Origin of the sequence: Microbacterium phosphatis, from assembly GCF_049177115.1 — a bacterium.
Taxonomy (GTDB): Bacteria; Actinomycetota; Actinomycetes; order Actinomycetales; family Microbacteriaceae; genus Microbacterium; species Microbacterium phosphatis.
Genome location: NZ_CP185370.1, coordinates 2,210,222 through 2,232,610, shown reverse-complemented (window position 1 = coordinate 2,232,610; position 22,389 = coordinate 2,210,222). Strand labels below are relative to the sequence as shown.

The 22,389-nt window shown below is 72.4% G+C and carries 22 protein-coding genes; 10 read left to right on the top strand and 12 right to left on the bottom strand.

Features of this window, described 5'->3' with window-relative positions; genetic code table 11:
* The first annotated feature begins 26 nt into the window (after positions 1 to 26).
* Positions 27 to 1,289 (top strand): pyridoxal phosphate-dependent aminotransferase, encoded by a 1,263-nt coding sequence (locus ACOKGD_RS10635; RefSeq protein WP_342337292.1) that lies wholly within the window; start codon positions 27 to 29, stop codon positions 1,287 to 1,289.
* An 85-nt stretch (positions 1,290 to 1,374) separates the two neighbouring features.
* Here the strand turns inward: ACOKGD_RS10635 and ACOKGD_RS10630 are convergent, their stop codons facing one another.
* Positions 1,375 to 1,764 carry an Rv3235 family protein gene (locus tag ACOKGD_RS10630; RefSeq protein WP_342337291.1) on the bottom strand — a complete coding sequence of 130 codons (390 nt, stop codon included), beginning with the start codon at positions 1,762 to 1,764 and terminating at the stop codon, positions 1,375 to 1,377.
* Between the two features lie 218 nt (positions 1,765 to 1,982).
* Here ACOKGD_RS10630 and ACOKGD_RS10625 point away from each other — a divergent pair, with 218 nt between their 5' ends.
* A complete protein-coding gene (locus ACOKGD_RS10625) occupies positions 1,983 to 2,600 on the top strand; it encodes a hypothetical protein (RefSeq protein WP_342337290.1) in 618 nt (205 codons plus the stop codon).
* Between the two features lie 24 nt (positions 2,601 to 2,624).
* On the opposite strand, the gene ACOKGD_RS10620 is transcribed toward ACOKGD_RS10625, so the two are convergent.
* On the bottom strand, positions 2,625 to 2,885 hold the full coding sequence (locus ACOKGD_RS10620; protein WP_342337289.1) for a helix-turn-helix domain-containing protein: 261 nt from the start codon (positions 2,883 to 2,885) through the stop codon (positions 2,625 to 2,627).
* Positions 2,886 to 2,984: 99 nt separating this feature from the next.
* Between ACOKGD_RS10620 and ACOKGD_RS10615 the strand changes: the two genes are divergently transcribed.
* Genes ACOKGD_RS10615 through ACOKGD_RS10605 form a run of 3 tightly spaced genes read left to right on the top strand, consistent with a single transcriptional unit; the run spans position 2,985 to position 6,455 of the window.
* Positions 2,985 to 3,746 (top strand): SAF domain-containing protein, encoded by a 762-nt coding sequence (locus ACOKGD_RS10615; protein WP_342337288.1) that lies wholly within the window; start codon positions 2,985 to 2,987, stop codon positions 3,744 to 3,746.
* On the top strand, positions 3,743 to 4,972 hold the full coding sequence (locus ACOKGD_RS10610) for an AAA family ATPase (protein WP_342337287.1): 1,230 nt from the start codon (positions 3,743 to 3,745) through the stop codon (positions 4,970 to 4,972). Before ACOKGD_RS10615 ends, ACOKGD_RS10610 begins: the two co-directional genes overlap by 4 nt.
* Positions 4,956 to 6,455: a sensor histidine kinase gene (locus ACOKGD_RS10605; RefSeq protein ID WP_342337286.1), complete on the top strand. Its 1,500-nt coding sequence runs from the start codon at positions 4,956 to 4,958 to the stop codon at positions 6,453 to 6,455. Before ACOKGD_RS10610 ends, ACOKGD_RS10605 begins: the two co-directional genes overlap by 17 nt.
* A gap of 82 nt (positions 6,456 to 6,537) precedes the next feature.
* Here the strand turns inward: ACOKGD_RS10605 and ACOKGD_RS10600 are convergent, their stop codons facing one another.
* Positions 6,538 to 6,786 carry a WhiB family transcriptional regulator gene (locus ACOKGD_RS10600; RefSeq protein WP_029152980.1) on the bottom strand — a complete coding sequence of 83 codons (249 nt, stop codon included), beginning with the start codon at positions 6,784 to 6,786 and terminating at the stop codon, positions 6,538 to 6,540.
* 246 nt (positions 6,787 to 7,032) lie between these two features.
* Between ACOKGD_RS10600 and ACOKGD_RS10595 the strand changes: the two genes are divergently transcribed.
* Complete coding sequence (locus ACOKGD_RS10595) at positions 7,033 to 7,455, top strand: histidine kinase (RefSeq protein WP_342337285.1); 423 nt, start codon at positions 7,033 to 7,035, stop codon at positions 7,453 to 7,455.
* Here ACOKGD_RS10595 and ACOKGD_RS10590 read toward each other — a convergent pair.
* Genes ACOKGD_RS10590 through ACOKGD_RS10580 form a run of 3 tightly spaced genes read right to left on the bottom strand, consistent with a single transcriptional unit; the run spans position 7,440 to position 10,003 of the window.
* Positions 7,440 to 8,180 (bottom strand): EI24 domain-containing protein, encoded by a 741-nt coding sequence (locus ACOKGD_RS10590; RefSeq protein ID WP_342337284.1) that lies wholly within the window; start codon positions 8,178 to 8,180, stop codon positions 7,440 to 7,442. The two genes, ACOKGD_RS10595 and ACOKGD_RS10590, sit on opposite strands and share 16 nt — an antisense overlap.
* Positions 8,181 to 8,204: 24 nt before the next feature.
* Positions 8,205 to 9,647: a permease prefix domain 1-containing protein gene (locus ACOKGD_RS10585; protein ID WP_342337283.1), complete on the bottom strand. Its 1,443-nt coding sequence runs from the start codon at positions 9,645 to 9,647 to the stop codon at positions 8,205 to 8,207.
* The gene (locus ACOKGD_RS10580) at positions 9,644 to 10,003 is read right to left on the bottom strand and encodes a PadR family transcriptional regulator (protein ID WP_342337282.1); all 360 of its coding nucleotides are present in this window, start codon (positions 10,001 to 10,003) and stop codon (positions 9,644 to 9,646) included. Before ACOKGD_RS10580 ends, ACOKGD_RS10585 begins: the two co-directional genes overlap by 4 nt.
* Before the next feature lie 185 nt (positions 10,004 to 10,188).
* Between ACOKGD_RS10580 and ACOKGD_RS10575 the strand changes: the two genes are divergently transcribed.
* Both ACOKGD_RS10575 and ACOKGD_RS10570 read left to right on the top strand, forming a co-directional pair.
* Complete coding sequence (locus ACOKGD_RS10575; RefSeq protein ID WP_342337281.1) at positions 10,189 to 12,720, top strand: ATP-dependent Clp protease ATP-binding subunit; 2,532 nt, start codon at positions 10,189 to 10,191, stop codon at positions 12,718 to 12,720.
* Positions 12,721 to 12,819: 99 nt separating this feature from the next.
* A complete protein-coding gene (locus tag ACOKGD_RS10570; protein WP_342337280.1) occupies positions 12,820 to 13,236 on the top strand; it encodes a VOC family protein in 417 nt (138 codons plus the stop codon).
* Position 13,237: 1 nt separating this feature from the next.
* On the opposite strand, the gene ACOKGD_RS10565 is transcribed toward ACOKGD_RS10570, so the two are convergent.
* The 3 genes from ACOKGD_RS10565 to xylA form a co-directional block, all read right to left on the bottom strand.
* Positions 13,238 to 14,242: a winged helix DNA-binding domain-containing protein gene (locus tag ACOKGD_RS10565; protein ID WP_342337279.1), complete on the bottom strand. Its 1,005-nt coding sequence runs from the start codon at positions 14,240 to 14,242 to the stop codon at positions 13,238 to 13,240.
* Between the two features lie 83 nt (positions 14,243 to 14,325).
* Positions 14,326 to 15,741 carry a xylulokinase gene (gene xylB / locus ACOKGD_RS10560; RefSeq protein ID WP_342337278.1) on the bottom strand — a complete coding sequence of 472 codons (1,416 nt, stop codon included), beginning with the start codon at positions 15,739 to 15,741 and terminating at the stop codon, positions 14,326 to 14,328.
* 1 nt (position 15,742) lies between these two features.
* Positions 15,743 to 16,933 (bottom strand): xylose isomerase, encoded by a 1,191-nt coding sequence (gene xylA, locus ACOKGD_RS10555; protein WP_342337277.1) that lies wholly within the window; start codon positions 16,931 to 16,933, stop codon positions 15,743 to 15,745.
* 199 nt (positions 16,934 to 17,132) lie between these two features.
* Here xylA and ACOKGD_RS10550 point away from each other — a divergent pair, with 199 nt between their 5' ends.
* Entirely contained in the window at positions 17,133 to 18,551 is a 1,419-nt protein-coding gene (locus ACOKGD_RS10550; RefSeq protein WP_342337276.1) for a GH1 family beta-glucosidase, read from the top strand.
* Entirely contained in the window at positions 18,548 to 19,177 is a 630-nt protein-coding gene (locus tag ACOKGD_RS10545; RefSeq protein WP_342337275.1) for a polysaccharide deacetylase family protein, read from the top strand. Before ACOKGD_RS10550 ends, ACOKGD_RS10545 begins: the two co-directional genes overlap by 4 nt.
* A gap of 10 nt (positions 19,178 to 19,187) precedes the next feature.
* Here ACOKGD_RS10545 and ACOKGD_RS10540 read toward each other — a convergent pair whose 3' ends face one another.
* The 3 genes from ACOKGD_RS10540 to ACOKGD_RS10530 are packed head-to-tail and all read right to left on the bottom strand — an operon-like array spanning position 19,188 to position 22,216.
* Positions 19,188 to 19,934 (bottom strand): sulfite exporter TauE/SafE family protein, encoded by a 747-nt coding sequence (locus ACOKGD_RS10540; RefSeq protein WP_342337274.1) that lies wholly within the window; start codon positions 19,932 to 19,934, stop codon positions 19,188 to 19,190.
* 37 nt (positions 19,935 to 19,971) lie between these two features.
* The gene (locus ACOKGD_RS10535; protein WP_342337273.1) at positions 19,972 to 21,156 is read right to left on the bottom strand and encodes an endo-1,4-beta-xylanase; all 1,185 of its coding nucleotides are present in this window, start codon (positions 21,154 to 21,156) and stop codon (positions 19,972 to 19,974) included.
* Between the two features lie 31 nt (positions 21,157 to 21,187).
* Positions 21,188 to 22,216, bottom strand: a complete 1,029-nt coding sequence (locus tag ACOKGD_RS10530) for a LacI family DNA-binding transcriptional regulator (RefSeq protein WP_342337272.1) — start codon at positions 22,214 to 22,216, stop codon at positions 21,188 to 21,190.
* Between the last annotated feature and the right edge of the window lie 173 nt (positions 22,217 to 22,389).

Below are 22,389 nucleotides of genomic sequence, written 5' to 3'. Positions count from 1 at the left end.
GGTGGGCCTCGGCATATCCTGGGGCGATGACCACTCCCGTCCCGATCAGCGCGAACCCCGGCGGCCGCCGGCTCCGCACGCTGGATCAGTCATCGAAGCTGAAGAACGTCCTCTACGAGATCCGGGGCGCCGCCCTGGACGAGGCTGCTCGGCTCGAGGCAGCGGGGCACACGGTCCTCAAGCTCAACACCGGCAACCCGGCGATCTTCGGCTTCGAGGCGCCGTACCAGATCGTCCGCGACATGATCGCGGCCGTGCCCACCTCGCACGGCTACAGCGAGAGCCGCGGCATCCTCGCCGCCCGCCGCGCGATCGTGAGCCGCTACGAGGAGATCCCGGGCTTCCCGCAGGTCGACCCCGAGAACGTGTATCTCGGCAACGGCGTCTCCGAGCTCATCACCATGACGATGCAGGCCCTCCTCGACCAGGGCGACGAGGTGCTGATCCCGGCGCCGGACTACCCCCTGTGGACCGCGATGGCCAGCCTGTCCGGGGGCACCCCCGTGCACTACGTCTGCGATGAGAACAACGGCTGGAACCCGGATCTGGAGGACATCCGGTCGAAGATCACCGAGCGCACCAAGGCGATCGTGATCATCAACCCGAACAACCCCACGGGCGCCGTGTACTCGCGCGAGACGCTGGAGGGCATCGCCGACATCGCCCGCGAGCACTCGCTGCTTGTGCTCAGCGATGAGATCTACGACCGGATCCTTTACGACGAGGCCCAGCACATCCCGATGGCCACGGTCGCGCCCGACCTGCTCTGCCTGACGTTCAACGGCCTGTCCAAGACGTACCGCGTGGCCGGCTACCGCTCGGGCTGGATGGTGATCACCGGTCCGCAGAAGCACGCGAAGGGCTTCCTCGAGGGCATCACGCTGCTGGCCTCGACCCGCCTGTGCCCGAACGTCCCGGCCCAGCACGCGGTGCTCGCGGCTCTCACCGGGGTGCAGACGATCGATGCGCTGGTGGCGCCGTCTGGCCGTCTTCTCGAGCAGCGCGACGTGACGTGGGAGAAGCTCAACGAGATCCCCGGCGTCTCGTGCGTCAAGGCGCAGGGCTCGCTGTACGCGTTCCCGCGTCTGGATCCCGAGGTGCACGAGATCCGCGACGACGCGAAGCTCGTCTACGACCTGCTCGTCGCCGAGCGCATCCTGCTCGTGCAGGGAACCGGCTTCAACTGGCCGACGCCCGACCACCTGCGCATCGTCACGCTGCCGGAGGCGCGTGTGCTGGGCGAGGCGATCGACCGCCTGGGCAACTTCCTGAGCTCCTACCGGCAGTAGGCGTCACGCGCCCCGAACCGCCGATGGCCCACGCCGTCGGCGGTTCGTGCGTCTGGGGACGCGGGTCGATGGGGCGAGGCCCGGGTCAGAGGATCGAGAGGCTGGTCGCCCGCCAGCGCGAGTCGATGCCCTCGAGGCGCATCGCGACGGCGCGGGTGCGCTGGGCGGTCTCGACGATGATGACGGCCTCCACCACGCCGTCGGCGGGGGAGGAGTGGTGGATGGATCTGAGCGCGAACGCGGGGCGCATGACCGCCTGACGGCGGGCGCTGCGGGCGCGGGTGGCCATGTTGGCGCGGGCGACCAGCGAGCGGTACGGCTCGTCGGTGAGCCAGCGCGCGAGCTGCTCGGGCTCGCGCACCCCGGCGAGCACCTCGAGCGCGCCGCGCGTCAGGGCGGTGAGCAGCGGCTCGGGATCGGGCAGGCTCGCGGTCGACGCGCGCTGTCGGGCGAAGTGCTCTTCGACGTCGCCCATCTTGCGCAGCAGAGGGCGCGCGGACGCGGCGGATGGTCGCTGGGACGGCAGCGGCTGAGACATCGAGACCCCCCGGACTCTCCGTGTGCAGATATATCGGACGAGACGCCAGTTGAGCATCGGCGCCGGGCGACCCCTGAGGCGGCACCTATGTCCGTGGATCCGGTGCCTGTGGACAGCGGGGCGGCCGTCGCCTTCCGTTGCCCTACGCTCGGCCCATGCGCTGGGACCGATTCTTCGACGACCTCGAGGACCAGCTCGCCGCCCAGTGGGAGGCCGAGCGAGCGGCCCTCGAGTCCGAGGCCGAGCGCCTGCGGCTCGCACGCGTCGATCTGCGCACGCGCCTGGTGGCCCTGTCCCGCGAGGCCGAGGCTCCGGTGGTCCTCGAGCTGTCGGACGGCCTCACCGTCGAGGTGCGCCTCGCGGCGGTGGGCGCCGACTGGGTCGCCGCCTCCGAGAGCGGCGGCACCCGCCGTCTGGTGCTGGCGCCCATCGCGGCGATCCGCGGGCTGCAGGCGGCCCACGGAGACCTGCTGCGCAGCGCACGCCCGGTGGAGAGCGCCGACCGCCTGGCCGAGAGGGTCACTCTCGCCCTGGCGCTGCGGGACCTCGCCCGCCGCCGCGTCGGCGTCACGCTGGGGGTCCTCACGGGAGGGGCCGATGCGCGGATCCTGGCGGGGACGATCGACCGCGTCGGGGCGGATCACCTGGATCTGGCGCTGCACGACGCCGGTGCGCCGCGACGGGCAGCCGAGGTGCGCGGTTACCGCCTGGTGCCCCTCAGCGCGGTCGCCTGGGTGCGCATCGACGCCGCCGCCGGCGTGCCGGTGGTCTGAGCCCGGCGCCGTCCCCGACGGGAATCAGTCCTTCGATCCCCAGAGCTCGGGGAAGCTGGCCGCGTTCGACTGCCGCCACAGCGCCATGCGCCGGGCCTCCTCGACCTGACCGTCGAGGTACTCCGAGACGCTGCCGCGCTCGATGCGCCACCGCGCCGGCACCCCGACCTGCGCACCCCGCAGTCGGCCCTCGTGCACCAGCGCGATGACCTCGTCGACGCCGATGCCCAGCAGCTCGGCGACGTGCGCCGGCGGCACGAGGCGGCGTGCGGAATCGTCGACCATGGAGTTCATTATGGGTGCCGCGGAGCGTGGCGGACCCTGCGCGCGCTGGCCTGTGGACAACTTTCGAGCCGGACGTCGCGAACTTGCGACGATGCCTCCATGAGCAGCATCAGCAGTGTCCACACCCCGAGCGTCGGCGGCCGAGGGCCGTCGGGGCAGGCCCGCCCGGGCCGGCGCGCCTTCTGGGCGGACGCGCGCTTCGTGATCGGCCTGCTGCTGGTCGCCGCGAGCATCGCCGGCGTGTGGTTCGTGGTCGGCGCCGCGCGCCAGACCACCCCGGTGCTGGCCGCGTCGGGGACGCTCGTCCCGGGGCAGACGATCACCTCGGCGGATGTCACCGTCGTCGAGGTCGCGCTCGGGCAGGCCCAGACGTCGTACCTCAGCCCGGAGGCGCTCGGCGACGGCCTGGTGGCCCTGCGCCCGATCGGCGCGGGCGAGCTGCTGCCCACGGGCGGCGTCGGCGGGCCCGACCGCAGTGATCGCACGTCGGTCATGGTGCGCAGCTCGGTCGACGTGCCGGCCGACGTCGCGCGCGGCGCGGCCGTAGAGCTGTGGGAGAGCCGCCCCGCCGCTGAGCCCGGCGTCTACGAGACGCCGCGGATCCTCGTGAGCGACGCGGTCGTCGCCGCCGTGAACCGGGAGGACGGGGTGATGGCCTCCGGCGGGGCGTCGCTCGAGCTCGTGATCGACCGCGCGCACGTCGCCGATGTCCTCTCGGCCATCGCGGCCGGATCCGTGCTCTCCGCCGTGCCGACGACCGGTGGCGAGCAGGCGATGCCGCCGGGCTCGGACTCGGCCTCCGACCCGGCCGCGGGCGGCGCGGGCCCCGCCGAGCCGCCCGCGGGGGAGGACGGCGAGTGATCGCCGTCGTCGCCGCGTCGCCCACGGAGGCGCACCGGATCGCCGAGGACCTGCGCGACGAGGGCCAGGTGGTGCTCGACGTCGTCCACCCCGCCGCGCTGGCCGCTCTGGACGCCGAGGCCGTGGCGCGGCTCGAGGGGGCGGACACCCTGATCCTGGCGGCGTCCGGCGCGCTCACCCCCGAGCTGGTGGCGCACTGCGACCGGCGGGGGATGCGGATCGTGCTGCTCGCGGAGCGCGAGGCCGACATCCGCGCGGCGCGGGGCTTCGGCCTCGCCGACCCGCTTCCCCCGGACGCCGCCGCCTGGCGCATCATCGAGGCGGCGGCCGGGCCCCGCGGCGCGACCGAGGCTCCCGAGCACGATGGCGGTCGCGTCGTTGTGGTGTGGGGGCCTGCCGGGGCACCCGGCCGGACCACCCTCGCGATCGAGCTCGCCCTCGAGCACGCGCGCACGGGGGCGCACGTCGCCCTCGTCGATGCGGACACGCACGCGCCGTCGATCGCGATCGCCGTCGGCCTCGCGGACGAGAGCCCGGGGTTCGCCGCCGCCTGCCGCCAGGCCGAGTTCGGGCTGCTGGATGCGGGCGAGCTGCTCCGCGTCAGCGTGCCGCTGGGCGACCCGGACGGGCGGGTGGATGTGCTGACGGGCATCAATCGCGCCTCGCGGTGGCCGGAGCTCTCGGCGCCCCGTGTCACCGCGGCCCTCGAGGTGATGCGGTCCTGGGCGGACGTGGTCGTGGTGGACACCGGCGGGTCGCTCGAGGCCGACGAGGAGATCGTGAGCGATCTCGACGGTCCTCGCCGCAACGCCGCTGCGCTCGCCGCCCTCGGTGCGGCCGACCAGATCGTGCTCGTCGGCGCGGCGGATCCGGTCGGGCTCGCGCGCCTCGTGCGTGGCCACGCGGAGCTGCGCGCGGCCGTCGGGCCGACCCCCGTGCGGGTCGTCATCAACCGCCTGCGCTCGGGCCCGCTGGGGATCGATCCCCGGGGACAGGTGCGGCGGGCGCTCGAGCGCTTCTCGGGGGTGACCGACGTGTCGTTCGTCCCGGACGACCGCCGGGCGGCCGATGCCGCGCTGCTGGCGGCCCGTCCGGTGGCCGAGGTCGCGCCGCGCTCGGGCCTGGTGCAGGCCGTCCGGCGCATCGTCGGCGAGGTGTCGCCGCGCCCGCCCGCACGGACCGGCCGGCGCCGACGCCTAGGCTTGATGCGTGTCGACTCTCAGTGACCTCGTCTTCGCCCAGGGCCTCGCGAGCGAGGCCGACGTCGAGTGGCTGCATCGCGTCGCCGGTGACGGGCAGCTCCTCGCGGATCTCTCCTTCGCCGACATCGTGATGTGGGTGCCGGCCGCCGACGACGCCTTCGTCGCCGTCGCCCACAGCCGGCCCGGCGGCTCGGCCACGCTCTTCTACCGCGACATCGTGGGCGAGCGGATCCGCCCCCAGTGGCAGGCGCAGGTGCGCGACGCCTTCACCTCGTCGCGCATCGTCGACTCGTCGAGCCCCGAGTGGTTCGAGGAGACCCCGACCCGCGTGCGCGCCGTGCCGATCGTCCAGAAGACCGACGAGGGCCGTCGTGTGCTGGGTGTGGTCACGCGTCACACGAACCTCGGCGACGTGCGCGCGCCCTCGCGCCAGCAGATCACGTTCAACGACTGCGCGGACGACCTGTTCCGCATGATCTCGACCGGCGACTTCCCCGACCTCTCCTCGCCCACGGGCCCGCGTCGCGGCGCACCGCGTGCGGCCGACGGTCTCATCCGCCTCGACGTCGACGGCGTCGTCACGTTCGCGAGCCCCAACGCGCTCTCGGCGTTCAACCGCGTGGGCTTCGCGGACGAGCTCGAGGGCGAGTCGCTGCCCGAGGTGACGAGCCGGATCCTGCCCGCGGCGCGCGACACCAACGAGTCGCTTCCCGTTGTGGTCGCCGGGCGGGCGCCCTGGCGCTCGGACATCGAGGCGCGCGGCGTCACGGTGTCGCTGCGCGCGATCCCGCTGCGAGACAACGGCACCCGGATCGGCGCGATCGTGCTCTGCCGCGACGTCACCGAGCTGCGCCACCAGGAGCAGGAGCTGCTCACCAAGGATGCGACGATCCGCGAGATCCATCACCGCGTGAAGAACAACCTGCAGACGGTGGCGTCGCTGCTGCGCATCCAGGCCCGCCGCACCAAGTCGGACGAGGCGCGCGAGTCGCTGACCCAGGCCATGCAGCGCGTCGCGGCGATCGCGGTCGTGCACGACACGCTGGCCAGCGGCCTGGCCCAGATCGTCAACTTCGACGAGGTGTTCGATCGTGTGCTGCGCCTGGTGGCCGAGGTCGCGGCCGCGCCGAACACGCTCGCGCACACCCGCTCCATCGGCAAGTTCGGCGCCCTGCCGAGCGAGTACGCCACGCCCCTGGCGCTGGCGCTGACCGAGCTCGTGACCAACGCGGTCGAGCACGGCCTCGCGGGCCTCGAGGGCAAGGTCGAGATCATCGCCGAGCGCGACGACGAGAAGCTCACCGTCCGCGTCCGCGACTCCGGCAGCGGCCTGCCCGAGGGGCAGGTCGGCCGCGGCCTCGGCACTCAGATCGTGCGGACCCTCATCCAGGGCGAGTTGAGCGGATCGATCGAGTGGCGCACGCTCGAGGGCGACGCCGACCTGCACGGCGGCGAGATCGCCAAGGGCACCGAGGTATTCATCGAGATCCCGCTGAAGTGGATCTGATCCCCGCCTGACGCAGAAGAGGTGCCCTCCGGATGGAGGGCACCTCTTCCTGCTGTGGGTGCTTTCGCGTGATGCGGAAGTCTCAGCCGGCGCGACGGGCGCGGGCCGCGCGGCGCTTCAGGGCGCGACGCTCGTCCTCGCTGAGGCCACCCCAGACGCCCGAGTCCTGACCGGTCTCGAGGGCGTACTGCAGGCAGACCTCGGTCACCGTGCACCGCGCGCACACCGACTTGGCCTTCTCGATCTGGTCGACCGCCGGGCCGGTGTTGCCGACAGGGAAGAAGAGTTCCGGGTCGACTGTCAGGCAGGCCGCCTTGTCGCGCCAATCCATGCTGATGTGCTCCTCGCAGTGTGGTGGGTTTTCGAGCGAGCGTGTTGGGCGCGCGCAATCGAGGTGATGAAACGCACCCGTTCGGGTCGGATACGCTGGTCATGATGTGAGCTTCTGTTCACGACCCACCACGTTGTGGGAAACATGCCGTAAACAATTGTCATACCGCGCGCCCGCGAAATCAAGGGTCAATATGCCGGTAGTGGTCGTCACGGCACGGTGAGGCGCCCCGAAGAGGAGATCCGGATGTCGAACAGGATCGCCCGCACGGCGGCCGCGCTGCTCGCGATCGAGGCGGTCGGCATCCTCGCGCTGGCCGGCTGGCAGGTCGTCGCCCTCGCCGGCGCGGACACGACGGATCCCGTCAGCGCCGTCGCGCTGATCGTGCTGACCGTCATCGGCGCCGTCGCCGTCGGGGCCTTCGCGGCCGCGACCTGGACGGGGCGCTCGTGGGGCCGCTCCGGCGGCGTCGTCACGCAGCTGCTGATCCTCGCCGTCGCGCTCGGCGCCGTCACGGGCGCCTTCCCGCACCCCGGCGCCGCGGTCGCCTTGGCCATCCCCGCCGTGGTCGTGCTGATCCTGCTCTTCCTCGCCGCGCGCGAGGCGCACCGGGCGGACGCGGCCCGGGGCGACGAGGCCGGGAGCGATCCGGCTCAGCCCGACGCCTGATCCTCGCCCGCGACGTGGCGGGCCAGCATCGCCGCCCCGGCGACGGCGGCCGGCATGACCGCGACCGCCGCGAACGGCACGAGGAAGCAGACGTGCACGGCGACGCCGAACCCCAGCACCCGGCGGCGATGCGACCGCACGAGAGCCGAGCGCTGCCCGGCGTCCAGCCCGCGCGCCGTGAGGCCGCGTGAGGTCAGCTCGTCGGCGATGACGCTGCCGTTGAGGACGGCGCCGGTGACCGCTCCCAGCGGGGCGCCGACGACCGGGATGAGTGCGACCAGCCCCGATCCCAGGGCCGCCAGGATGCCCTTTCCGAAGAGGCCGAGCGAGTCGCCGACGACCTTGCCGAAGCCGTAGGAGGTCTCGGGGACGCGACCGCCGAGATCCTGCTCGACGGAGCGCCAGATCCGGTCGTAGAACGGCTCGCCCACCAGCAGCGTGAGGGCCGTGAACGTCGCGATCGCGAGGACGACCGACCCGCCCAGCACGGCGATCCCGAGAGCCCACCGCAGGACGTTCGTCCAGAACGGGTCCCACGCCTCCGCCCAGGGCGTCGCGGCGTCGAGCAGGCCCGGCAACGCGAAGCCGAGGCCGACGAGGGCCCCCGCCAGCACGAGGAACACGATGCCGGCGGGGATCAGCCCCGCGGCCATGACGCCGGGGTGGCGCCGCCACCAGCCGACGCCGTCGATCAGGGTCCGGACCCCTCGCCAGAACTCGCGCACGGCCCCAGGATAGAGGCCGCGCGGTCAGGCCCCCCGGAAGATCAGCGGGAAGGCGACGACGACCACGACGGCCCACGCGGCGTACAGCGGCAGGTAGCGGGTGTGCCAGCGCGCGATCTCGGCGAAGCGCGTGCGGCCGCGGAAGGCGAGGATCGTGAGCCACGCGTGGCCGGCGAGATGCACAAGCACCAGCAGGTTCAAGCCCAGCGCGGCGGTCTTGTTCGGGCTGAAGCCGAACTCGGCGATCCGCACGAGCATCGCGGTGAGCATGATCGCGTCGACCGCCATGGCCGCGGCGATCGTGGCCAGCTGCAGGCCGTCGAACCACCCGGGACGCGCGAGCGGATCGCGGGCCGAGACCGCGTACAGCGAGAGCCCCAGGACCAGGATCAGCACCGCGTCCATGAGGATCAGGAGGTCGCGGTCGACCTCGACGAGGGCCCCGGCGGTGCCGATGACGGCGAGCAGGGTGAGCAGCATGATGAGCGTCAGCGGCGTGAAGACCCGCGTCAGCACGGGGGCGATGTTCTCGATCACGTGCTGCTTGGCCTCGACGAGCCACGCGGCGATGAGCACGGCACCGGGAACGCAGATCGGCAGGATCCAGTCGACGTACGCCTCCATCACCTGGGTGCCGAAGCCGACCATGCTGAACATGGCGAAGGCGATCCCGAGCAGCACCATGCCGCCCAGGGCCAGCAGCGCGTAGTAGACGACGAACTCTCCCGTGAACCGCACGAAGTCCATCCGGCGATCCCCGGACAGGATCCGCCCGCCCATGTACGCGACGCCCACGAGCGCCCACAGGATCACCGGAGCATGCAGGGCCGCGAGCACCGAGGTGTCGCCGAACGGCGTCGCGTAGCCCTCCGCGCCGCCGGGACGCGTGAACGGCAGCAGGGCCAGGGCGAGCGCGATCCCGGCGACGCCGGCGGTGACGCCGAGGATGGCCCGCAGCGGCAGGCGGCGCTTCCAGCCGAGGTAGGCGATCAGGAACGGGGCGACGTACAGCGACAGCGTGCGCAGCACCGCCGCCGCGGCCGCATCGTCGGGGTTGCCGTGCGTGGTGAGCCCCGCGACGGCGAGCGCGATCTTCAGGGCGATGCCTGCGCCGAGGCCGGCGGCGATCACAACGACCGGCTCGACCCATGCGCGGGCGGCCGGGGCGTCTGCGGCCGGGGTCAGTGCGAGCTGCTTCCACATCCGATCGGAGTGCTCGCGGGCGTACTCGCTCGACATCGCGTCGACGTCTCCGAGGCGGCGGATCGCCACGAGGAAGGCCTCGCTCGCATCCAGCCCGGACGCCGTCAGGTCGTCGACCTGCGCCCGGAGGTGATCCTCCAGCTCGTCGACGTCGGCGGGGGAGATGGCCTGGCGGCGGAGGACGTACTGCCGCCACTGCGCGATCTGCGCCTCGATGGTCTCGGCGGCCTCGGGGACGGGGGCCGTGCTGTCCTGGGGGTTCATGCGGGGGCTCCTGCCATGCGAAGACCCGCGTCGCCGTTCCAGGCGCCGCGGAGGGCGTCGACCACCACCGACCACTGGGCCTGGCGCTCGGCGAGCGCCTCGGCCCCGGCGGGGGTGATCGCGTAGTGCTTGCGGCGTCGGCCGGTGTCGGCCACGCCCCATTCCGACGAGACGAGACCCTGCCGCTCGAGGCGGTGCAGCAGGGGGTACAGCATCCCGTCGTTCCACGACATGCGACCGCCGGATAGCTCGGCGACGCGCTTCAGGATCGCGTAGCCGTACGCCTCTCCGTCGGCCAGGATCCCCAGCACGAGCGGCGTCGCGGACGCCGCCACCAGGTCCTTGTCGATGCGCATGGGCGCCTCCTCGTCGGTCGTGACTACCTTGCAGTACAAGGTATGCGATACCTCGCACTGCAAGGTAGAGAAATCTCTGGGAATAGCGGAGCCGCCTCTGCGTTGAAGTTGACAAGCTGCGACTCAAGTCCAAACTGGATGCGACAGCACGCAACTCTGCGATCCCATCTGGGAGGAGATCCGGGATGTCCGACACCCCCACCAACGACCCCTTCGGCGGCTCGGGCGCGAGCGCCTTCGACGAGTTCCTCGCCCGCTACCTGCAGGGCGAGCGCGCCCGCGCGAGCCGGTCGATCGACCTGGCCCGCTACATGAGCGCGCGCACTCAGGACCTGCTGCAGCGCGCGGGACGCTACGCCCTCGGGCGCGGGCAGGCCGAGCTCGACGCGCTGCACGTGCTGAAGGAGCTGACCTCGGACGAGACGGTGGCCGAGGCGATCGCGCACATCGGCGCGGACGCCGCCGCGGTGGCAGAGGCCGCCGAGCGGCGCCTCCCGCAGGCGGGAGCCGCCGCCGACGTCGACGGCGCCGTCGTGACGACCTCCGTCCAGCGCGCGCTGTTCCACGCCTTCCAGGTCGCGCGCTCCTCGGGATCCACCTACATCGACCCCGAGCACGTCTTCTTCGCGCTGGTGCTCGCCCAGGACACCCCCGCGGGGCGCATCCTGCAGGACGCCGGCATCACCGCCGAGGCCCTGACGCAGGGCGTGCGCGAGACCATCGCCGGCGACCCCACCGCGCCTGCGGCCGCGAGCGAGGCCGCGGCCGACCAGCCGGGGATGCTCGCCACCTACGGCACCGACCTCACCCAGCGCGCCCGCGACGGCCTTCTCGACCCCGTGATCGGCCGCGCCTCCGAGATCGAGCAGACCATCGAGATCCTGTCGCGCCGCACCAAGAACAACCCGGTGCTCGTGGGCGAGGCCGGTGTCGGCAAGACCGCCGTCGTCGAGGGCCTGGCGCGGGCGATCGTCGCCGGCGAGGTGCCGGAGCAGCTGCGCGAGAAGCGCGTGATCGCGCTGGATCTCGCCGCCATGCTCGCCGGCACCCGGTACCGCGGCGACTTCGAGGAGCGCCTCACGAAGACGATCGACGAGGTCGTCGCGCACCAGGACGACGTGATCCTGTTCATCGACGAGATCCACACGGTCGTCGGCGCCGGTGGCGGCGGCGAGGGATCGATGGACGCGGGCAACATCCTCAAGCCCCGTCTTGCCCGCGGCGAGCTGCACCTGGTGGGTGCGACGACGCTGCGCGAGTACCGCACGATCGAGAAGGACGCCGCACTCGAGCGCCGCTTCCAGCCCGTGCGTGTGGGGGAGCCCTCCGTGCCCGACGCGATCGAGATCCTGCGCGGCCTCCGGCCCGCCTACGAGGAGCACCACTGTGTGGCCTTCACCGACGACGCCCTCCGCGCGGCCGTCGAGCTCAGCGACCGGTACCTCACCGAGCGTGTGCTGCCCGACAAGGCGATCGACCTCATCGACCAGGCCGGGGCGCGCCTTCGGCTGCGCCTCGGCGCCCCTGCGGACGTCAGCGCCCTGATGGAGCGCCTGGCCACACTCGAGTCCGAGAAGAACTCGGCGGTCGCCGCCGAGCGCTACGAGGACGCGCTGCGGCTGCGCGACGAGATCGCCGAGGTGCAGCGCCGGATCGACACCGAGTCGGCCGTCACCGCGCCGGCGGTGGTCGACGAGCCGGAGATCGCGGCGGTGGTGAGCCGGGCCACCGGGATCCCCGTGGCGCGCATCACCGAATCCGAGCGCGAGCGCCTGGCCTCGCTCGAGACCGATCTGCACGCGCGGGTCATCGGGCAGGACGACGCGGTCGCCGCGGTCGCCAAGGCGGTGCGCCGCAGCCGCACCGGCATGGGCGACGCGCGCCGGCCGGTCGGCTCGTTCCTCTTCCTCGGCCCCACGGGCGTCGGCAAGACCGAGCTCGCCAAGGCACTCGCCTCGAACCTGTTCGACGACGAGGGCGCGATCGTCCGCTTCGACATGAGCGAGTTCGGCGAGCGCCACACGGTGGCCCGTCTCGTCGGCGCCCCTCCCGGATACGTGGGCTACGACGAGGCCGGCCAGCTCACCGAGCGCGTGCGCCGCAACCCGTACTCGATCGTGCTGTTCGACGAGATCGAGAAGGCCCACCCCGACGTGTTCAACCTGCTGCTGCAGGTGCTCGACGACGGCCGCCTGACCGACGGGCAGGGCCGCACGGTCGACTTCCGCAACACGGTGGTCGTGATGACCTCGAACCTCGGATCCGAGTTCCTGGCCGCGCGCTCCGGCATCGGCTTCTCGGCCGGCGACGGATCGTACGGCGAAGAGGATCTGCGGGCGCGCGTGATGGGGCGCCTGCGCGAGTCGATGCGTCCGGAGTTCCTGAACCGGATCGACGAGATCGTCCTGTTCCGCAAGCTCGAGAAGGAGCAGCTCCGCCGGATCGTCTCGCTGATGCTCGGCGCGACCCGTGCGCGCCTGGACGCGCGGTCGGTGTCGCTCGAGGTGTCGGAGGCGGCGGTGGACTGGCTCGCCGAGCGCGGGTACGAGCCCGAGTACGGCGCCCGTCCGCTGCGCCGCCTGATCCAGCGCGAGCTGGACGACCGCATCGCCGACCTGTTCGTCTCGGGTGCGCTCGCCGAGGGCGGCTCCGTGACGGTCGACGCCCGTGAGGGGGCGCTCGTGGTGGAGGCCGCGACCCTGGCCGTCGCGGCGTAGGCCTCCTGTTCCGCCAGAAAGCGCGGCTCTCCCGGTCGGGAGGCCGCGCTTTCTGGCTGATCCTGTCGCGGCGGCGCCGCGCGTGGCACCATCGCTGACATGGATCAGCGCCTCAGCTTCCTCACCCTCGTCGTCGCGGACGTCGAGGCGAGCTCGCGGTTCTACGTCGACGGGCTCGGCTGGACCCCGGAGCTGCACGTGGCCGGCGAGGTGCTGATGCTGAGGATCGGCGAGCGGCTGATCCTCTCGCTCTGGGCTCGCGACGCGGCCGAGCACGAGATCGGCCCCGTGATGTCCGGCGGGACGCCGCCCGTCACCCTCGCGCACAACCTCGCCACCGAGGCGGAGGTCGACGCGGTGATCGCCGAGGCGCGCGAGGCGGGCGCCGAGATCGTCGCCGAGCCGCGGGCCCGCGAGTGGGGCGGCTACTCGGGGTACTTCGCCGACCCCGACGGCTACCGCTGGGAGATCGCGTGCAACCCCGGCCCCATCGGCGAGTCGGTGCTCCCCGGCTGAGTCAGTCGTGCGGCCAGGCCGAGAGGGCCCGGCCGACCGCCGTGCGCGTTGCGGCGTTCGTGCGGCCGACGAGCGCCGTCAGCTCGCCCCCGCGCCACGTGCCGACCGCGACGCCGTCGACCAGGACCGAGGGGCGGAAGACGCCGTTGCCGCCCGGCAGGATGGCCTCGAGCGCCTCGGGGGAGGCGACCAGCGACCGATCGGCGTAGCCCAGGATCCACTCGTCGAATCCCGGGATCAGCGTCACGCCCGAGGCGGCCGGGACCTCGGGCTCGCCGATCACCCACGCCGGCCGGCCGTCGACGGCCACCACCCGCAGGTCGTCGATCCGCGCGGCCGCCGCGCGCACGGCGGTCTTCGGCAGCTTCAGCCACCACGCCGCGTCGTCCGGGGAGAGCGGGCCGCGCGCGAGCACGTAGCCCCGGATGATCGGCGCGAGGTCGGTGGGGGCCTCGCGCGGCGGCGTGGGCACCAGCTGCTGCTGCGCGCCGGCGAACGGCCCCCAGTGCATCAGGCCCTCCTCGGCGAGATGGAAGATCAGGTGGTAGCCGCGGCCCGCGTCGGTCGGGATGTCGTGCGCCTGCCAGAGCGCCAGCGTCTCGGCCCGGGTGAGCGCGCGGTCCCGCAGCGCCTCGGTCAGGAGCCGCCGCGCACGGTCGAGCGTCGCGTCGTCGAGCCCCAGCTGCTCCCTCCGCCGCGCGGTGGAGCGCAGCATCCGCTCGGCCGTGTGATGCAGGATCGTCGCGAGATGAGCGGGCGTGGTCGCGAACAGGGTGCCGCGCATCGGCCAGGAGCGCACGATCTCGCCGCGGTCGAACGCGGCGCGGACGTCGTCGAGCGTTGTGCCCGGCCGGGAGCGGATGGCGATCGCCCGCAGGACCGCGGGCAGATCCTGCCCCTGGAAGGCGACACCGCGCGCCACGACCTCGGCCGGCGTGAGGTCGGACCCGCCGAGCAGATGGGCGGCGAACCGCAGGCGTCGGGCCTCGACCCCGGTGAGCTCCATGCGCCCACGGTAGCGAGGACCTCCGACACGACGCAGCCCCGCCGGATCCGAGGATCCGACGGGGCTGCGCGGGGGACTGCGCGTCAGCGACGCGCGGCGTACTGCTCGCGGATCACCGCGCGGGTGTCGACCGCGGGGGCCGCCACCAGCTCGACGTTCCACGTGGGGCGCCGGCCCGTGAGGGACCAGGCGGCCTGGACGGCCGCGCCGGCGGCGACGTACTCGCCCGGCAGCGGCACAACGACCTGCGCGTCGAACACCTGCGCGGCGATCCCCGACACGGCCGGGTTCTGGGCGGCACCGCCGACCAGGAGGACGCGCTCGACCGAGACGCCGTGCCTGCGCACCGCGTCGAGGCCGTCGGCGAGACCCGAGAGCATGCCCTCGACCGCGGCGCGTGCGAGGTTCTCGCGCGTCGTCGAGGCCAGGGTCATGCCGAACAGGGTCGCCGTGGCATCGGGCAGGTTTGGCGTGCGCTCGCCCTCGAAGTACGGCTGCAGCACCAGCCCGCCGGAGCCGGCCTCGGCCGCCAGCGCCAGCTCGCCGAGCTCGCCGTGGTCGACGCCCAGGAGGCGCGCGACCGCGTCGAGCACGCGGGCGGCGTTCATGGTGGCCACCAGCGGCAGGTACAGGCCGGAGGCGTCGGCGAAGCCGGCGACGGCTCCGCTCGCGTCGCGCACCGGCGTCTCGGTCACCGCGAACACGGTGCCCGAGGTGCCGATCGAGACGACGACGTCGCCTGCCGCGGCGCCCAGACCGAGCGCGGCGCCGGCGTTGTCGCCGCAGCCGGGCGCGATCACGAGACCGTCGGTCAGCGATCCGGACCCGCCGCGCACGGACTCGGCGGGGCCGAGCACGCGGGGGAGGACCACGGCCGACGCGTCGCGACGCAGCGCCAGCGACAGCAGCTCGCGGTCGTACTCGCCGGACTCGCCGTCGAAGTACGCCGTGCCGCTCGCGTCGGAGCGGTCGGTGACGAGCTCGTCGAGCACCGGCCCCAGCGGCGACTCGCCCTGGGGGCCGTAGCCGCGCAGGCGCCAGGTCAGCCAGTCGTGCGGCAGCGCGACGGCCGCCACCTTCGCGGCGTTCTCGGGCTCGGCATCGGCCAGCCAGCGCAGCTTCGTCGCCGTGAACGAGGCGACGGGCACCACACCCGTGCGACGGGCGAACTCCTCGGCGCCGACCTCTTCGGTCAGCGCCGCGGCGGCGTCCGCCGAGCGGGTGTCGTTCCACAGGAGGGCGTCGCGGATGACGCGCCCGTCGGCATCCAGCGCCACCATGCCGTGCTGCTGACCGCCGACGGACAGTGCCGCGACGTCACCGAGTCCCCCCGCGTCGGCGAGGGCGCTCTGCAGCGCATCCCACCAGAACGCGGGGTCGACCGACGTGCCGGCCGGGTGGGTCGCCCGTCCCGTGCGGACGACCTCACCGGACTCGAGGTCGCGGACGACGACCTTGCAGCTCTGCGTCGACGAATCGACGCCCGCGACCAGGGTCATCTCAGCGCGCGCCGAGCAGGTGCTCGGTGGCGAGCTGCTGCAGGCGGACGAAGTTGAAGCCCTTGCCGCCGAAGTACGCGTCGGTGTCGAAGTCCTCGAACGTGCCCCGGTCGGCGACGAGGTCGGCCACGGTCTCGCCCTCGTTGAGCGTCGGGACGGCGAGCTCGTCGACCTTGGCGGCCTTCAGGGCCTCCTGGACCTCGGCGTCGGCGCGGAACGCCTTCGCGCGCTCTTTGAGGAGGAGGTAGGTGCGGATGTTGGCCTTGGCCGACTCCCAGACGCCGTTCTCGTCCTCGGTGCGCGAGGGCTTGTAGTCGAAGTGGCGGGGGCCGGTGTAGGCGGGGCCGCCGTTCGGGCCGCCGTTCTCGAGCAGGTCGACGAGCGCGAACGCGTTGTGCAGGTCGCCGTGACCGAACACGAGGTCCTGGTCGTACTTGATGCCGCGCTGGCCGTTGAGGTCGATGTGGTACAGCTTCTCGTGCCACAGGGCCTGGGCGATGCCCGCCTGGAAGTTCAGGCCCGCCATCTGCTCGTGGCCGACCTCGGGGTTCAGGCCCACGAGCTCGGGGTGGTCCAGCTCGTTGATGAAGGCGAGCGCGTGGCCGACCGTCGGGAGCAGGATGTCGCCGCGGGGCTCGTTCGGCTTCGGCTCGATGGCGAAGCGCATGTTGTAGCCCTTGTCGAGGACGTACTGGCCGAGGAAGTTGAACGCCTCCTTGTAGCGCTCGAGCGCCACGCGGATGTCCTTGGCCGAGTCGTACTCGGCGCCCTCGCGGCCGCCCCACGCGACGTAGGTCTCGGCGCCGAGCTCGGCGGCGAGGTCGATGTTGCGGAGCACCTTGCGCAGCGCGTAACGACGCACGTCGCGGTCGTTGGAGGTCAGGCCGCCGTCCTTGAAGACCGGGGCCGAGAAGAGGTTGGTGGTGGCCATCGGGACGATGAGGCCCGTGTCGGCCAGCGCGCCCTTGAGGCGGTCGATCTGGGTCTGACGCTCGGCGTCGGTCGAGCCGAACGCGAAGAGGTCGTCGTCGTGGAAGGTGAGGCCGTAGGCGCCGATCTCGGCGAGCTTCTCGACCACGTGCACGACGTCGAGCGCCGGACGAGTCGGGCCGCCGAACGGGTCGGTGCCGTTGTAGCCGATGGTCCAGAGACCGAAGGAGAACTTGTCTTCCTTGGTGGGCGTGAGGGACATGGAACTGACCCGCTTTCAGCGTCGTCGGTGAATTGTTGTGATGTAGAACATATCAACGCCCTCGGGGTGGTGCAACGTCGGAGAGCACATTCCCAGCGTGTCGCCGACGGCCGGTCGGCCGGGGCGCGTGGGAGCGCTCCCATGATCTCTGCCATCCTGGAGGAAGTCCCTTCCGACGCGACCCAGGAGAGCCCCATCCATGTCCCACTACGACGACGTCCCCCTGCGCTTCCCCGAGGGGTTCCTCTTCGGATCCGCCACCGCCGCCTTCCAGATCGAAGGCGCCGCCGCCGAGGACGGGCGCACGCCGTCGATCTGGGACACCTTCAGCAAGACCCCCGGCAAGGTCTGGAACGGGGACGACGGCGACATCGCCGATGACCACTACCACCGCTGGGAGTCGGACCTCGACCTGATGAGCGAGATGGGGCTGCAGGCGTACCGCTTCTCGATCTCGTGGTCGCGTCTGCTGCCGCACGCGGGATCGGTCCTCAACCAGAAGGGCGCCGACTTCTACAGCCGCCTCGTCGACGGTCTGCTCGATCGCGGCATCCGCCCGATCGCCACGCTGTACCACTGGGACCTGCCGCAGGAGCTCGAGGATCAGGGCGGCTGGGTGGCACGCTCCACCGCCGAGCGCTTCGCGGAGTACGCCTCGGTCGCCGCCGGCGTACTGGGCGACCGCATCGCCGCCTGGACCACGCTCAACGAGCCGTGGTGCTCGGCCTACCTCGGCTACGGGTCGGCCTCGCACGCCCCCGGCCGCACCGAGCCCGAGGGCGCGCTGGCCGCCGTGCACCACCTGAACCTCGCGCACGGGCTCGGCGTCCAGGCGATCCGCGCAGCCGCGACGAACGACCCCGAGCTGTCGGTGACGCTCAACTTCCACGTGCCCCTCGGTGACGACGCCGAGGCGAAGCGTCGCATCGACGCGCTCGCCAACCGCGCGTTCACGTCGCCGATGCTGCTCGGCCGGTACGACGAGGATCTGCTCGCGGACACCCGCGAGGTCACCGACTGGTCCTTCGTGAAGGACGGCGACCTCTCGCAGATCCACCAGCCGCTCGACTTCCTCGGCGTGAACTACTACTCGACCGTCACGGTCCGCATGTGGGACGGCGAGGGCGCCCGCGAGCGCAACGACGGCCACAAGGACGTCGGCGGATCGGCGTGGCCCGGCAGCGAGATGGTCGACTTCCTCCCGCAGGAGGGGCCGTACACCGACATGGGCTGGAACATCGCGCCCGAGAGCCTCGAGGACCTCCTCGTCTCGCTCTCGGAGCAGTTCCCCGGCCAGCCGCTCGTCATCACCGAGAACGGCGCGGCCTTCGCCGACGAGGTGACCCAGACGCCGGACGGCCCCCGGGTGCATGACGCCGACCGCGTCCGGTACCTGCGGCGCCACTTCGCCGCCGCCCGGTGCGCGATCGATCGGGGCGTCGATCTGCGCGGCTACATGGTGTGGTCGCTGTTCGACAACTTCGAGTGGGGCTACGGCTACTCCAAGCGCTTCGGCATCGTGCGGGTCGACTACGACACCCAGGAGCGCATCGTGAAGGACAGCGGCCTGTGGCTGCGCGACCTCGTGCAGGCGCACTCCGCTACCGTCGCAGCATGACCCCCGCGAGCCCCTCGTCCCGCGTCCCCGAATCGCACGTGATCCGCGCGCAGGGCGAGGGGCTCGTGTGCGCCCTCACCTTCGACGACGGCCCGGATCCCGCGACCACCCCCGCCCTGCTCGACTTCCTGCGGGACGAGGGGATCCGCGCCGTGTTCGCGGTGATCGGATCGAACGTGCAGCAGGGCGCCGGGGCCGACATCCTGCGCCGCACGGTCGCGGAAGGCCACGTCCTCTGCAACCACTCGACCTCGTTCGAGGCCATGGGGGAGTGGGATGCGGCTCGGGTGCGCGCCGACATGGTCGAGAACCTCGAGATCATCCGCGCCGCCGTGCCCGATGCCGATGTGCCCTACTGGCGGGCCCCGAACGGCGCGTGGGGCGTGACCTCGTCGGTCGCGGCGGAGCTGGGCATGCGCTCGCTCGCGGTGGCGAACACGATCCTCGACTGGGAGACGCAGGACGTCGCGATCCTGACCGAGAACCTCCGCGCCGCGATGCGCCCGGGTGAGCTCGTGCTGTGCCACGACGGCGGGGGCGATCGCCGTGGCACCCTCGAGGCGGTGAAGACCGTGGTCGGCGAGCGCCTGGCCGCCGGCTGGAGGTTCACGCTGCCCGAGCGGTGAGCGCCGGGCGTCAGGCGATCAGCAGGTACAGCGCGCCGACGACGGTGAGCACGATGACGATCCGCTCGAAGGTGACCTGGTCGAGCTTGCCCAGCAGGGAGCGCCCGAGGAAGGCGCCGGCCACCACCCCGGGGACGAGCAGCACGTCCATCAGCAGGGTCGGGACCTGGATGATGCCGAGGCTGATCGAGAACGGAAGCTTGGCGAGGTTGATGCCGGCGAAGAACCACGCGGTCGTGCCGAGGAACGCGCGCATCGGGAAGCGCGCGGCGAGGAAGTACATCGACATCACCGGCCCGGCGGCGTTCGCGACCATGGTGGTGAAGCCGCCGAGCGTGCCGTAGGCGCCCGCCGCGACGAGCCCCTGGCTCTGCGCCCCCTCGGCCGCGGTCGCCAGTCGCCTCCGCCACAGGGTGACGCCCACCACGAGCAGCAGGATCGCCCCGATCACCTTGCGCGTCCACGTGTCGGTCGCGAACAGCAGGAATCCCCACCCCAGCACGAGGCCCATCGCCACGGCCGGGATGAGCGGCAGCAGCGCCTTCAGCCGGGCGTGCTTGCGGTGCGTCCAGATCGCGAACGCGTCGCCGACGATCAGCAGCACGAGCAGGGCTCCGGTGGATGCGCGCGCGGGCAGGATGGCGGCGAAGATCGCGATCGCCAGCGTGTTCACGCCGGGCAGGGCGGTCTTCGACACCCCCACCGCCATGGCCGCGACGGCGAGCGCCGCCCAGGCGAGGGGGGAGAGTTCGGGCATCCCGACAGGCTATCCGCCGCCGGGCTGGACGAGGCTCTCAGACGACGACGACGTCGATCGTCCGGTCGCCCGCCGTGACGCGGTAGTCGCCCTTCCAGCCCTCGATGCGGAGGCGGCCGTCGGCGTCGGTGCGCATCGCCGTCGGCGCCATCCACCATTCGCCCCGGATCAGCGAGCGCAGGCGATCGTAGGCCGGCTTCCGGGTGCCGTCGGCCCGCACCAGGCCGATCGGCGCACCGAGCCAGGCACCGCGATCCGTGATGCCCCAGTACGTGATGGCCTCGACCGCGGGATGGTCGGTGAGGGTGCGGTAGAGGCGCTCGATCTCGTCGGCCTGGCGCTGCTCGCCCTCGGGCGTGGACGGCCAGGAGTCGACCACGTAGTCGTTCAGGTCGTCGATGTGCGCGGGCATGATGTCGCCCGACACGAGGCTGGACTCGGTGAAGTGCAGGGGCAGCCCGAACCGGGCGAAGCGGTCGGCGACCTCGCGCAGCTGCTCCTCGCCCCGGAAGCCCTGGTGCATGTGGGTCTGCAGGCCGATCGCGTCGATCCGGATGCCGGCCTCGAGCGCATCCTCGATCACGCGCTCGTACCGCTCCGACAGGTCGAAGTCGTTGATGAGCAGGGTCGCGGCGGGATTGGCCTCTCGGGCGGTCTCGAACGCGAGGCGCACGATGCCGGTGCGGCCGAGCTCGCGCGCGAGCCGCGAGACGGCGTTCGGCACGCCGTCGGGCTCGTTGTCGAAGTCGGGCATGATGGCGACCTCGTTGATCGCATCCCAGGTGTCGACGAGCCCGGCGAAGTCGCGCGCCTCTCGGGCGACGCGAGCGCGCAGGGTGCGCTCGGCCTCGTCCGAGGGCAGGGCGTCGTGCCAGGCAGCCTTCACGGTGTGCCAGACGAGCGGGTGGCCCTTCACGCGCACACCCCGATCGGCGAACCACCGCGCGGCCGCCTGCAGACGGGCGGTGTCCGGCCGTCCCTGGGTGGGCTCGAATCGACCCCAGTAGAAGGGGAGCGTCGCGGTGTCGAACACGCCGAGCCAGTCGTCGGCGAGCGGCGACAGGTCGTCCTCGCCGTTGGCGTGCGGGACGAGCTCGAACCCGATGTTCCCGAACGCGAAGGCGTGGCGGACCTGCTCGACGACGACGTCGGCGTTGGCCAGGGGAGCGCCGGACGGATCGGTCAGGGCCGCCTCGACGGCGGCGGTGCGGGGGTGGGTCATGTCGGGACGTCGTCCTCTCGGGAAACGGGGGTCAGAAGACGAGCGGGGAGCGCGTCGAATCGCGCACGATGAGCTCGGCGGGCATCTGGATGCGCTCGCTGGCGCCGCCGTCGAGCATCGCGAGCAGCAGGTGCACGGCCGCCGTGCCCATCTCGAGCAGGGGCTGCCGGATGGTCGTGAGGCCGGGGCGGCCGTTGCCGGCGGCCGGCAGGTCGTCGAAGCCGATGACGGAGAGGTCGATCGGCACGCTGAGGCCGCGCGACGCGGCCACGCGGATGACCTCGAGGGCGGTGACGTCGTTGGCGGCGAAGATCGCGGTGGGGCGGTCGGGGCGGCCGAGCAGCGCCCCCGCCGCGGCCGTCGCGCGCGCGGCGTTGTAGCCGGCGTCCACGATGAGCGACTCGTCGACCGGGATGCCCGCGGCCGCGAGGGCGTCGCGGTAGCCCTGCTCGCGCTGCTGCGCCGAGAGCAGGTCGGTGCGGCCCCGCAGGTGGCCGATGCGCCGGTGGCCGAGCGAGATGAGGTGCTCGGTCGCCATGCGGGCACCGCCCACGTTGTCGGTGTCGATGGCCGCGGGGCCGGTCGGCCCGGTGTGGGGATCGATCGCGACCACCGGCACGGAGATCTCGTCGAGTGTGACGGTGGGGGTCACGATGATGGCGCCGTCGATGAGGGTGCCGCCGAGGCGGGAGAGCGAGCGGCGCTCCCAGCCCGCGTGGTCGCCCGCGGAGACGGATCCGGCGTACGCGAGGATGTCGTAGGCCGTCTGCTGCAGCGCCGACGAGACGCCGTTCATCAGCTGCAGCGAGAACGGCTCGAACTCGGCGACCAGCACGCCGATCACCTGCGTGCGGCGCTTGCGCATCGACGAGGCGACGAGGGACGTCTCGTAGCCCAGCTGGTCGACCACGCCCAGGACCCGCTCGCTCGTCGCGGCGGCGATCCCGTCGCGCCCGTTCATGACCTTCGACACGGTCGCGACCGAGACTCCGGCCGCGTGCGCGACGTCGCGGATCGTGACCCGTCGCGTCGCCGTGTGGTGCCCTGGTGTGGCGCTCACATCTCTCCCTCGCACTGCGCCCGCAGATCGCGGCGCGTCGCATCCGACTCTGCCTCGTCGCAGGGCCTGTGAAGAGCATCATAGCGTCGAAAACGTTATCGATAACGTTTGACATGTCCCCCAAACGGGTGTCATCTTGGTTTCGGACGTCCTGGAGGACCCGGCAGCATCGC